Genomic DNA, 13,128 nt, shown 5'->3' with positions numbered 1-13,128 from the left:
CGAGATAGTGGAGTAATTCATCCAAGTTATTAACATAATAAGCCATAATTAACCGTTTCACTCCCGAGGTAAATCGGCTATTATGCGGCCCCATTTATTTGGCGTAATTAATCCCTTGCCAGCCTTATGAGAGTTAGGAATAGCAGCATGTTAAGAAAGTTGAAAATTTATATATTAGCGTTAGTCGCTTTCGCATTTATAGCACCTGCTTTTGCACAGACCCCTACAACCCAGCAAATTGAACAATTTAAAAATATGCCTAAAGCCCAGCAAGAAACCCTTGCCCGGCAGATGGGGATTAATTTATCGGATCTAAATTTATCCGGCAGCGGCACTAATAAACTACAAGTTCAGCCAGAAACCAGGGTAGACCGTTATGTTGATCCCAACAGCATCGCCCAGCGGTTGGCCGAGCAAAGTGCCTATAAAGATAAAACCAAAGAGTTAAAACCGTTCGGATATGACTTGTTTGCGGCATCCAGCGCTTCCTTTGCGCCGCCAACCAACTTACCTGTGCCGGCAGATTATATTATGGGCCCCGGCGACAGCATTCGTGTTCAGCTTTTTGGCAAGGTAAACAATCAGTACGAATTGCAGGTGAACAATGAAGGTGTAATTGAAGTGCCAGACTTGGGGCCGATGAACGTGGCAGGGCTAACCTACAGCGAATTAAAACAAAAATTGACTCAGCGTTACAATGAACAAATGATTGGAGTGACACCGAATATTAGCATGGGCGAATTACGTACCATTCAGGTGTATCTGGTCGGTGAGGCGTATCAGCCCGGCGCTTATGTGGTCAGTTCACTATCGAGTATTACCAATGCCTTGTTTGCCAGCGGCGGGGTAAACGACGTGGGCTCACTTAGGCATATACAGCTTAATCGTGGTGGTAAAACCGTCACCGAATTTGATCTTTATGATTTACTAGTGTTTGGCAAAACGGCTAAAGACCTACGTCTGCAACAGGGTGACGTGATTTTTATCCCCATCGTCAAAAAACTGGTGAGTATTGATGGCAGCGTACGCCGCCCTGCGATTTACGAAGCCAAAGATAACGAAGATATCTCAACCTTAATTAACATCGCCGGAGGTTTATTACCCACCGCCGCTGCCAGCCGATTACAAATAGCCAGAAGTACGCCCTCAAAAGGGTTAGAAGTTAACACCGTTGATATGCAGAGCAGAACCGGAGCCGGTTTTAGCCTGAAAAGCGGTGATTTTATCAATGTACCTGCGGCCAATAACGAGTTTTCAAACGCGGTAATTATTTTGGGGGCTTATGCCACACCAGGCTTAACCCAATGGACAGAGAATCTTAAACTATCGGGTTTGATCGACAGAAACAGCTTATTAAATACCACAGATGTGGATTATGCCCTGGTGATGCGTGGCGATAAATTTAGCCGCCAAAGTGAAATAGTGCAGTTTGAGCCGGCCATGGTAATATCAGGTGACTTTGACCTTGCCTTGCAAGCCTATGACAAAGTAGTGTTATTTAATCGGTTTACACCGGTTAAACCTGAGCCAAAAATACCGGATTGGATGAAGCAGCAACAATACTCTGAGCAGTACCCTGGGCAAACCGGTTTGAATCAACCAGACCAACAAAACAATCAGCCATATACCCAAAATGGTCAACAAAGTACGCAAAATGGTCAGCAGTATAATCAAGCGGGACAGGTTTACGACAATACGTCTTTAGGGCAGAGCGACAATAACATCGCAAGACACGAAACCACCTTGCGAGATCAGCAGCCCGAACGCAAGCGCAGTCGCAATGGTGAAGATGATGAAGATGAGTTTGCGGATAACAAGCCAAACTTCTTACAAAAATTGGAATTGGCCAGTTTTACCGAAAAACACCTGATCCTTAACGAAACCAAATATTATTCGCGAGAAGAATTACTGGAGCCGATTATTGCACGTTTACAAAACGAGAGTAATCAACGCTCACCAGTAAAATTGGTTGAAATTACCGGCCAGGTTAAATTTCCGGGGGTATACCCGGTGCAAAAAGACGCCAAGGTACGGGATTTGATTTTAGCAGGTGGTGGGTTATTGGAATCCGCATATCTACAAAAAGCCGAAATTTCCCGCACAGCACTGGATAGTGAAAAGGCCTTGAAGATAGAGCATATCGAAATAGACCTAGTCGACACCTTGCTAGGTAAAAAAACCACCAACATTGCTTTACAAAGCAAAGACACCCTGAATGTTTTGCGCACCCCAGACTGGCAAGAAAACAAGACCGTTGAGCTAGTAGGCGAAGTGGTATTTCCGGGTGTTTATCAGATCAAAAAAGGCGAATCACTTGCGCAGTTAATTAAACGTGCCGGTGGATTAACAGGCGAGGCGACCGTAAAAGCCGCTATTTTCACCCGTGAAGAATTAAAAGAACGGGAAAGAGAGAACTTAGATAAGTCGGTAGAAAACCTGCGCCAGCAGATCGCCTCAACCAATTTCTCCGGCAGCCAAAACGTAAAAACAATCGACTATCAAGAAGCCAGTATTATATTGGATGAACTGCTATTGGTGGAGCCAGTTGGCCGTTTAGTCATCGATATGCCTGCACTTATTGCCGGTAATCCAAATGCAGATATTACCCTTAAAGACGGTGACAAAGTGTTTGTGCCAAATATCTCATCTTCAGTATCTGTGGTGGGCGAAGTGTTTGTACCCACCACCCATATGTTTACAGCGGGTATGAGCCTCGATAAGTACATCAAACATTCCGGTGGGGTGACGGATCGCGCCGATAACGGCAATATATATATCGTTAAGGCCGACGGGTCAGTATCAATCCCCAATACATCGTTTTGGTTTGACTCACGAGACACTCACTTAGAGCCAGGTGATACCATAGTAGTACCAAGAGACGTAACCAACTACGAACGCCTAGGTTTGTGGCAAACCGTCACACAAATCGTTTATCAGTCGGCTATCGCGCTTATCGCAATTAGTGGACTGTAGTTCACAGACGAATATAATTGAGTAATTGATATGACTGATATTCAAAACAAGCAGCCACCAACTGACAATGTGCAATACGTGGCGATATCACCAGACATGTTGCAGGGGCAAAATAACAACGACGACGAAATAGATCTGCGTGAACTTTGGAACGCCATTTGGAGTGGTAAATGGATAATTATTGGTGTGACCGTAATATTTTCCATTGCAGCTGTATTTTATGCTTTGAGCTTGCCTAATATTTATAAATCTGAAGCGTTACTTGCCCCCGCTAACAGCGAACAACAAGGTGGCTTAGGTGCTTTAGCTGGTCAGTTTGGTGGTTTGGCATCATTAGCAGGTGTTAATTTAGGTGGGGCTAAAACGGACAAAACCGCTATGGCGATTGAAATCCTTAAATCTCGCGAATTTTTCACCAAATTCGCTGAAAAGCACAATATATTGCCTGATTTGATGGCTGCGAAAGGTTGGGATTTAGGCACTGATACAGTTATATATACTGAAGAAGTATATTCCCCTGAGCTTGACGAGTGGCTGAGAGAAGTTAAGCCGCCGAGAAGATCGCAACCTTCTTTGCAAGAAGCAAAAGATGTATTTGATGGCCTAACAAATATCGAACAAAGTCAGGATACGGGCATGTTGACAATTAAAGTTGAACATTTTTCTCCATCAGTAGCGAAACAATGGGTAGATTGGTTAGTTGAAGACATTAACCACACTATGAAAGTGCGTGATAAACATGAAGCTGGGCGTAGTATTACGTATCTTCAATCTCAAATCGAGAAAACTTATATCGTCGAACACCAAACCTTGCTTTATCAACTGATAGAAGAACAAGCTAAAACATTGATGTTCGCCGAAGTCCGCGATGAATATGTGTTTGAAACAATAGACCCCGCCATAGTGGAAGAAACTAAAGTGAAGCCGCGACGTTCAATAGTTGTACTTATTATTGGCGCTTTAGGTGTGTTTTTCAGTACGGTCTTTGTCATTATAAAACGACAATTTTAATTAATATGAAATTATGAATTCATTTTAAGGGTGTTAGAATAGTTATGAAAAAAGCATTAATTACAGGTGTGACAGGCCAGGATGGTTCTTATTTAGCAGAGTTATTATTAGAAAAGGGTTACGAAGTACACGGCATTAAGCGTAGGGCATCTTCGTTTAACACCCAAAGAGTTGACCATATCTACGAAGATGTGCATGTGAAGAATGCACATTTTAAATTGCATTATGGCGATTTAACCGATTCATCTAATTTAATACGTATTATGCGTGAAGTCGAGCCTGATGAGGTCTACAACTTGGGGGCTCAATCCCATGTTGCGGTATCATTTGAAGCGCCGGAATACACGGCGGATGTAGATGCTATGGGTACACTCCGTTTGTTAGAAGCAATAAGGTTCCTTGGTCTCGAAAAAAAAACCAAATTTTATCAAGCGTCAACGTCTGAGTTATATGGGGAAGTACAAGAGATTCCTCAAAAAGAAACAACTCCTTTCCATCCACGTTCACCTTACGCTGTGGCTAAAATGTATGCCTACTGGATAGCAGTTAATTATCGTGAGTCTTATGGCATTTACGCTTGTAACGGTATTTTGTTTAATCACGAATCACCTCGACGTGGCGAGACTTTTGTTACTCGCAAGATTACACGTGGAATAGCCAACATTGCCCAAGGCGCAGAAAGCTGTCTTTACTTAGGCAATATGGATGCCCTCCGTGATTGGGGCCATGCGAAAGATTATGTGCGTATGCAATGGATGATGCTGCAACAGGAAAATCCAGAAGATTTTGTTATAGCCACAGGCAAACAAATTTCTGTTCGCGAATTTGTGCGCATGTCCGCAGCTGAGGCCGGACTCACTATAAGCTTTAGCGGCGAAGGTATCAATGAAGTCGCAACAGTAACATGTATTACGGGAGAAGATGCTCCAAGTGTAAAAGTTGGGGATGTAATCGTTAAGGTTGACTCTCGCTACTTTCGGCCCGCAGAAGTTGAAACATTATTGGGTGATCCGACAAAAGCGAAAGAAAAGCTCGGTTGGACGCCAGAGATTACTGTTGAAGAGATGTGTGCTGAAATGGTGAAACATGACTTGGATAAAGCTAAGCAACATTCATTATTGAAAAAACACGGCTTTGACGTCGCCTTAGCTAAAGAATAACGATAATCTGAAATAATATCAGCCTTTGTTTATAGGCTGATATGTGTTTAGGAAAAAGTAAATGAAGAAAAAGATTTTTATTGCAGGGCATCAAGGTATGGTTGGTTCAGCTATAGTACGCCAGTTTGAACATCAAAATGATGTTGACTTGGTTTTACGTAGTCGAAATGAATTAGATCTCACTAATCAACAAGCAGTGCGTAAATTTTTTGAAAAGGAAAAAATAGATGAAGTCTATTTGGCCGCAGCTAAAGTCGGCGGTATTATTGCAAATAATACTTATCCTGCTGAATTCATTTATGAAAATTTAATGATTGAGTGCAATATCGTCCACTCGGCTCATGAAGCAGATATACAAAAATTGCTATTTCTAGGTTCATCGTGTATTTATCCAAAACTCGCAGAGCAACCTATGAGCGAGTCTGCATTACTCACAGGTACTTTAGAGCCAACTAACGAGCCTTATGCAATAGCGAAAATAGCGGGTATAAAACTCTGCGAGTCATACAACCGACAATATGATCGTGACTTCCGCAGTGTTATGCCTACAAATCTTTATGGCCCCAATGATAACTTTCACCCGGATAACTCACACGTTATTCCTGCATTGATACGACGATTTCATCAAGCCAAATACAGCGGTGATGCTAAAGTTATTGCTTGGGGAAGTGGTAAGCCAATGCGCGAGTTCTTGCATGTTGATGATATGGCTGATGCATCAATTCATGTTATGGGATTAGAAAAAACGCTTTACGATGCCAATACCGAGCCTATGTTAAGCCATATTAATGTTGGATCAGGTGTCGACTGCACGATTCGGAAGTTGGTCGAGACCGTCGCTAAAGTCGTAGGTTTTAATGGCAGAGTTGAATTTGATTCTAGTAAGCCAGATGGCGCACCACGTAAATTAATGAATACCGCCCGTTTAAATTCACTAGGGTGGCATTGTTCAATTTCACTCGAAGAAGGCTTAATGGAAACCTATAAATGGTTCGAGACATACCTAAACGTGGTTAGACATTGATATTTGAAGCACCGTGAAACTTAGCTTGTTATAGGTAAATACATTAAGAGAACTTTAACAGTATTTAAAAGGTCGGAAGATAAGAGAATATGCATAAAAGCAAAATTGCAATAATTGGATTAGGCTATGTTGGGTTACCTTTAGCTGTCGAGTTTGGGAAGCAATATATAACTATAGGGTTCGATGTTAATTCATCCAGAGTAAAAGAGCTCAAGCAAGGAAAAGACTCGACCCTTGAGTGTTCACCTGCTGAGTTAAAAACATCTACGAACTTAAAATATACAGACCGATTAAGTGATATCTCACAATGCGACGTCTATATTGTTACGGTTCCTACCCCGATCGACGACAATAACTCTCCTGATCTAACCCCATTGAAAAAGGCTTCCGAAATGATAGGTGATATCATTTGTAAAGGTGATATCGTTATTTATGAGTCTACAGTGTACCCAGGTGCTACTGAAGAAGTTTGCATACCTATCATTGAAAATAAATCAGGACTGAAATTTAATAAAGATTTTTTTGCAGGCTATTCGCCAGAGCGAATCAATCCGGGTGACAAGGTTAATACGTTGACCAAAATAATGAAAATAACCTCTGGCTCAACCCCTGAAGTCGCTCATAGTGTCAATGAATTATATTTATCCATTATCAAGGCCGGCACTCACAAGGCAAGCTCTATTAAAGTGGCTGAAGCAGCAAAGGTAATTGAAAATACTCAAAGAGATTTGAATATTGCGGTAATTAACGAGTTCGCTAAAATCTTTAATCGATTAAACATAGACACTGAAGAAGTGTTAAAAGCCGCCGGAACTAAATGGAATTTTCTGCCATTTAAACCAGGTTTGGTCGGGGGGCATTGCATCAGCGTTGATCCTTATTATTTAACATTCAAAGCTAAAGAAGTTGGTTATTCTCCTGAAGTAATATTAGCGGGAAGGCGTATTAATGATGGGATGGGCAGCTATGTTGCTACTCAGATGGTTAAAAAGTTGGCAAGCAAAAAAATTCATATTGATGAAGCTAACGTGTTGATAATGGGCTTCACTTTTAAAGGTGACTGTCCTGATGTGCGTAATACAAAGGTAATTGAAATCATTAAAGAACTTCGAAGCTTCAATATAAATGTAGATGTATATGATTCGTGGGCCAATCCGACAGAAGTTAAAAGTGAGTACGGTATTACGTTAATTAACGAACTAAAAAATAATATTTATGATGGAATTATTTTAGCAGTTGATCATAGCGAACTGAAGAATATGGGAATAGATAAAGTGCGAGCTCTAGGGAAACGTAACCATGTCGTTTATGATGTGAAATATGTTTTTGCTGCAAATGAAGCTGATTTGCGATTATAAATATTTAGGATACTTAGAATGAAAAAATTTGCTTTGATCGGTGCCGCTGGATATATCGCACCACGTCATTTAACTGCCATTCGAGACACAGGTAATATTCTGGCTGTTGCAATGGATGTAAATGATTCTGTAGGTATCATGGATAGTCATTTTCCTAAAGCTGAATTCTTTACTGAGTTCGAACAATTTGAAGCATACGTTGAAGATGAAATACTAAAAGGTAATAAATTAGATTATGTATCAATTTGTTCACCTAATTATTTGCATGCTCCACATATGAAATTCGCTTTAAAAAATGGTATTGACGTTATATGCGAAAAGCCTCTAGTACTTGCTTCGTCAGAAATTGATATGTTGAAATTATATGAAGATAAATACGGTGCAAAAGTAAATAGCATACTACAACTGAGATTACATCCATCAATTTTAGCATTACGAGAGAAAGTCCAAGCCTCACCAGTAGATAAAATATTCGACGTGGAACTAACATATATGACGTCACGTGGTAAATGGTATTTGAAATCGTGGAAAGGCTTTGATGACAAATCGGGGGGAGTCGCAACCAATATAGGCGTGCATTTCTATGATATGCTGCACTTTATTTTTGGAGACGTTCTGCACAACGAAGTGCATTATCGCAGCGACACCACCACCTCTGGATATTTAGAGTTTAGAAAAGCACGGGTTAAGTGGTTCCTTTCAATCGATGCAAACAATCTCCCAGAAAATGCAGTGAAAGGAGAAAAAACGACGTATCGGAATATTGATATCGAGGGGGAGCAACTTGAGTTTTCCGGCGGATTTACCGATCTACATACCAAAAGCTATCAAAGAATATTGGCAGGAAATGGATATGGCCTAGAAGATAACAGGACCGCTATTACTACTGTAGAAACTATTCGAAACAGTCCAATTACACTCGATGATTCTAACGCTCATCCATTGATGAGAAAACTAAAATAACTTTCAAAATCGGTATATTTACTTGTGCCGGTTCTTTATATTGTGAGTTGAACTATGTCGTATTTTAAGCACGATACTGCCATTGTAGATGATGGCGCGGTTATTGGTAACGGTAGCCGAGTTTGGCATTGGGCCCATGTATGCAGTGGAGCTAAGATTGGCGCAGAAGTTTCATTAGGGCAAAATGTTTTTGTTGGTAATAAGGTAAGTATCGGTGATAAGTGCAAAATACAAAATAATGTGTCGGTATACGACAATGTACATTTGGAAGAAGGCGTATTTTGTGGTCCAAGCATGGTCTTTACTAATGTATATAATCCCCGCTCGTTAGTAGAACGTAAAGATGAATACAGAGATACTTTGGTAAAAAAAGGCGCAACTCTTGGGGCTAACTGCACCGTAGTATGTGGTGTCACTATTGGCGAATATGCTTTTGTAGGGGCTGGCTCTGTTATTAATAAATCGATTAAACCTTTTGCGCTAGTTGTCGGTGTACCGGGTAAACAAATCGGTTGGATAAGTGCATATGGTGAAAAATTACTACTGCCCTTAGAAGGACATGAAAAATTAATATGTCAGCATACCAGCGATATTTATAAATTAGAAGGTAGTGAGCTAAGTAGAGTAGAGAAATAATAATATGGAATTCATCGATTTAAAAGCTCAATATAAACATCTAAAAGCAAAGATTGATAAGCGAATTCAAACGGTATTGGATCATGGTCATTATGTTATGGGACCAGAGGTAAAAGAGTTTGAAACAAAACTTGCTGAATATGTTGGCGTAAAACATGCTATCACATGTGCGAATGGCACTGATGCTCTAACATTAGCCATGATGGTGCTGGACGTTAAAGAAGGTGATGCCATTTTTTGCCCTACATTTACATTCTTTGCTACCGCAGAAGTAATTGCGTATGAGGGGGCTACACCAGTTTTTGTTGATTCAGACCCCCATACATTTAATATATGCCCTAAAGATCTTGAATCACGAATCTCTGCAATTATTAAAGAAGGTAAGCTCAATCCGAAGGCTATTATAGCTGTTGACCTATTTGGACTGCCGGCTAACTATCCCGAAATAGAAGTAATAGCAAATAAATACAACTTGATACTCGTGGAAGACGCTGCACAGGGTTTTGGTGGGGAAATTAATGGTAAGCGAGCTGGAAGTTTTGGTCATATCGCTACTACCAGTTTTTTCCCTGCAAAACCTCTAGGTTGTTATGGTGATGGTGGTGCGCTATTTACCAATAATGACAAGTATGCAGAATTATTGCGTTCTTACCGTGTTCACGGGAAGGGGCGGGATAAATATGACAACGTAAGAATTGGCATGAACAGCCGTTTAGATACTATTCAAGCAGCAATATTATTGGAAAAATTAGTTGAATTTCCAAACGAATTGATAAATCGAACTAGATCTGCAGTTATTTACAGAAATGGATTATCTAGTTTGTATAGCCAGCCTCAAGTTCCTAATGGGTATATAACTTCATGGGCACAATACACTTTGATTAGCAAAGATAGAGAACAAATTATGTCTATTCTCTGTGCTAAAGGTGTCCCCTCAGTTGTGTATTACAGTAAATGTATGCACCAACAATCTGCTTTTGAATATTTAGGTTATAAAGATGGCGATTTTCCAATTGCTGAGGATTTATCAAACGATGTTTTTAGCCTGCCGATGCATGGTTACCTAATTGAAGACGACATAAAACGAATTATTGACTGTCTAATTCTTTAAAATATATCTTAACCGCAGAACAGAGCTATAAATATAGCAATATTTTATCCGAAATTAATGATGGCAGTATGATGCACTATTTTTGTTTTAAAAGTAGATTAGAGAAATATTTATTAAGTTATATTATTCAGTTGAATAAAAAAAGATGGTAGTTGTGAATCCGAAATTCTTAAAAAGTGTAATGACTTTAAGTTCTGCAACTATATTTGCTCAAGTCATATCTTTATCAATAATGCCACTTCTTACACGAATGTATAGTCCAGCTGAACTTGGAGATATGTCGCTTTTCGTTAGTTTTAGTTCGATATTGGTGGTGTTTTTTACCTTGCGCTTAGAACAAGCTATACTACTCCCTAGAAAATCCGACAACGCAATGGTTCTAGCTTACATTTCATTATTTACTTCTATATTTTTTACAATTATTACCATTTTTTCTTTATATATATTAGAGATGATTTTCACCTTTAATAGGTTAGGTAATTTCTTATATCTAGTACCATTGTCAGCTTTATTTTTTGCTGTCTATCGTGTGGGTAATAATTATTACAACCGAACAGAGCAATATAATCGTTTTGCGATTAGTACTTTAGTTTTTTCTAGTTCACAAGGCGCATTTAAGCTCATCTTAGGTAGCTTCGCAGGATTATCGACAGGGTTAATATTTGGTGTATTGATTGGTAGGGCAATCACAGCAATATTAATTTTATATGATATTTTAAGAAATCAAACGTTCATAAAGCTAAACCTCCGCACCTTTCTTAAAATGAAATTTCTTTTTAAGCGGTATAAAAGAATTACTACTTGGTTGCTTGCATCAGACCTTGTGAACACATTATCGATTCAATCACCGTTCATTTTCACAGCATATTTTTTTGGAAGCGAATGGGTCGGGTACTTTACCTTAGCATATAGTACGTCAGCTATTCCTTTACAGTTCGTTGGATCAGCGATAGGAAATGTTTTTCGTGCAGAAGCCACACAACTAATGCGAACGGCAGGAAGGTGCGATAGCTTATTTTTATCACTTTTAATTAAAATTTCTCTACTTTTGACTCCTTTGTTTTTACTTATATATTTTATCTCACCTAAATTATTCAGTATTGTATTTGGTAAAGATTGGATCGTGTCTGGAAATATTATCCAAGTGCTAGTTGTTATGTTTTTCTTTCAATTTATATCTCGAATATTTAGTTACCTATATATTATTAAGGATCGACAAAAAGAAAACTTCATGATTCAAGTGGTACTGCTAACTCTACTGATTTTAGTTTTTTACGTAGGAAGTGTTTATCTTAATGATTTTCTGTCCACTATAATGCTCTTTTCTGTAACTTATAGTTTTGTATATATATTTGTTATTATTCGTTCTTATATTTTTTCAAAAAACAAAATTTAAGGAAAGGAAGATGTTTTTATATAGGTGTTACCTAAAACTGAATACTTGGTTTAGAGCCAAATCCCGACTCTATGATTTGAAGATTTTAGAGGAAAATATCAAAAACCTAGGAGGGAAGGTTGGCGAGAACTTTGTCATTGGTAATGATGTGATGATATCTGGACTCGGGAAGGTTGAAATTGGTAATAACGTGAGCATTGGAACAGGCTCTTTTATGCGTGCGGAAGGAGGATTGAAGCTTGGGAATAATGTAGTTATCTCTAGAAACTTAGTATTGTACACGACAAGCCATAATCACGAAGGAAATAAGTTGCCATTTGATAACACAAATATTTTAAAGGAAGTGATTATCGAAGATAACGTTTGGATTGGAATGAATGTGACCATTTCCCCAGGTACTATCATTAGAGAGGGGGCAATTATTGGACTTGGTAGTACCATCTGGGGTGAGATTGCCCAAAGGCAAATAATTGGCAGTAATAAACCTAAATTGATTAAATTGAGGAACGGAGTTCATTATGAATCTCTCAGAAAGAAACAACACAGATGAAAATTATCATGCACCTCTTGTGAGTATCATTATTGCAACTTATAACAGAGCAGAGTTTATCTCGAGATGTTTAGACAGTGTATTAAGTCAAAACTACTGCAACACCGAGATTATTGTAATTGATGACTGTTCTACAGATAATACATTACAAGTATTAGCGAAATATTCAAATAATATAACTATATTAAAAAATAAAATAAATATGGGTATTTCGTATAACAGTAATTTAGGATTTTCTAAATGTATTGGAGAATACATTTGTCTTTTGGGCGATGATGATTTTTGGAGTGATAATTGCAAATTAACTAGCCAGGTCAGTAAGTTTAAAGAATCTGATAATATCGGTATCTCAACTACCTGGTGGTATGAGTTTAACTCAAAAAGCGGAGTTAAAACACCAAAAATGCCGGTATATCCTCAAGATTTAAAAGAGCGAGTTCTTTCAGGCGGCGGGTTGATATGTGGATCTGCTGTAATGGTATCAAGGGCAGCATGGCTTATGGTCAATGGCTTCGACGAGTTAAAGCAGAGGGGGACTGATTCGGATTTCTTTAGAAGAATAGTATTAGCTGGATACGATATAAGTATTCTTAAATGTTTTATGGTTTCGGTGGATGTGACAGAAGGGCGGACTCGCATGACTGGACTAGTTTCAGCAAACCGTATTCAAACCCATATCGATAGCTTATTGTATACACTATCAAAACACGAGGCCGAGTACGCTTTGTACCCTAAAGCTAAAGCAACTTATCATGAGAAGCTCGGGTGGTTATACGAACAAAAATTTAATTATATTTCCGAAGGGGGCAACGAATCAATCCATTACTATTGGTCATCGTTGTTACTTCGACCAATGAAAGTGCTGAATATGGTACGTTTAGGACGTATAGTTTTTAGTATGTTTATTAAACGTATTAAGAAATAAATATTAATGTCTTTAATTAAT

11 protein-coding genes are annotated in these 13,128 nt (G+C 38.9%); all 11 read left to right on the top strand.

All coding sequences use genetic code 11. The annotated features are described in order from the left end of the window. Positions 1–147: 147 nt before the first annotated feature. The 11 genes from AC3RV5_RS17045 to AC3RV5_RS16995 all read left to right on the top strand — a co-directional run bounded on the left by AC3RV5_RS17045 (position 148) and on the right by AC3RV5_RS16995 (position 13,107). Positions 148–2,973: an SLBB domain-containing protein gene (locus AC3RV5_RS17045; RefSeq protein WP_489728785.1), complete on the top strand. Its 2,826-nt coding sequence runs from the start codon at positions 148–150 to the stop codon at positions 2,971–2,973. 30 nt (positions 2,974–3,003) lie between these two features. Next, a complete protein-coding gene (locus AC3RV5_RS17040) occupies positions 3,004–3,984 on the top strand; it encodes a Wzz/FepE/Etk N-terminal domain-containing protein (RefSeq protein ID WP_489728784.1) in 981 nt (326 codons plus the stop codon). Between the two features lie 44 nt (positions 3,985–4,028). Next, on the top strand, positions 4,029–5,144 hold the full coding sequence (gmd, locus tag AC3RV5_RS17035) for a GDP-mannose 4,6-dehydratase (protein ID WP_489728783.1): 1,116 nt from the start codon (positions 4,029–4,031) through the stop codon (positions 5,142–5,144). Positions 5,145–5,205: 61 nt separating this feature from the next. Next, entirely contained in the window at positions 5,206–6,168 is a 963-nt protein-coding gene (gene fcl / locus AC3RV5_RS17030) for a GDP-L-fucose synthase (protein WP_489728782.1), read from the top strand. Positions 6,169–6,257: 89 nt separating this feature from the next. Further along, a complete protein-coding gene (tviB, locus tag AC3RV5_RS17025) occupies positions 6,258–7,526 on the top strand; it encodes a Vi polysaccharide biosynthesis UDP-N-acetylglucosamine C-6 dehydrogenase TviB (RefSeq protein ID WP_489728781.1) in 1,269 nt (422 codons plus the stop codon). 18 nt (positions 7,527–7,544) lie between these two features. Continuing rightward, the gene (locus AC3RV5_RS17020; RefSeq protein WP_489728780.1) at positions 7,545–8,489 is read left to right on the top strand and encodes a Gfo/Idh/MocA family oxidoreductase; all 945 of its coding nucleotides are present in this window, start codon (positions 7,545–7,547) and stop codon (positions 8,487–8,489) included. 54 nt (positions 8,490–8,543) lie between these two features. Further along, on the top strand, positions 8,544–9,125 hold the full coding sequence (locus AC3RV5_RS17015; protein WP_489728779.1) for an acyltransferase: 582 nt from the start codon (positions 8,544–8,546) through the stop codon (positions 9,123–9,125). Between the two features lie 4 nt (positions 9,126–9,129). Then, entirely contained in the window at positions 9,130–10,236 is a 1,107-nt protein-coding gene (locus tag AC3RV5_RS17010; protein ID WP_489728778.1) for a DegT/DnrJ/EryC1/StrS family aminotransferase, read from the top strand. A gap of 154 nt (positions 10,237–10,390) precedes the next feature. Beyond that, positions 10,391–11,632, top strand: coding sequence for an oligosaccharide flippase family protein (locus tag AC3RV5_RS17005; protein ID WP_489728777.1), 1,242 nt, complete (start codon positions 10,391–10,393; stop codon positions 11,630–11,632). Between the two features lie 10 nt (positions 11,633–11,642). Beyond that, the gene (locus AC3RV5_RS17000; RefSeq protein WP_489728776.1) at positions 11,643–12,182 is read left to right on the top strand and encodes an acyltransferase; all 540 of its coding nucleotides are present in this window, start codon (positions 11,643–11,645) and stop codon (positions 12,180–12,182) included. Then, entirely contained in the window at positions 12,151–13,107 is a 957-nt protein-coding gene (locus AC3RV5_RS16995; protein WP_489728775.1) for a glycosyltransferase family 2 protein, read from the top strand. The genes AC3RV5_RS17000 and AC3RV5_RS16995 overlap by 32 nt, the downstream gene beginning before the upstream one ends. The last annotated feature ends 21 nt before the right edge of the window (positions 13,108–13,128 follow it).

This window comes from Paraglaciecola sp. IT1134 (genome assembly GCF_058068185.1).
The sequence above is the reverse complement of the archived record's forward strand: the minus strand, read 5'-3'. Positions and strand labels throughout refer to the sequence as shown.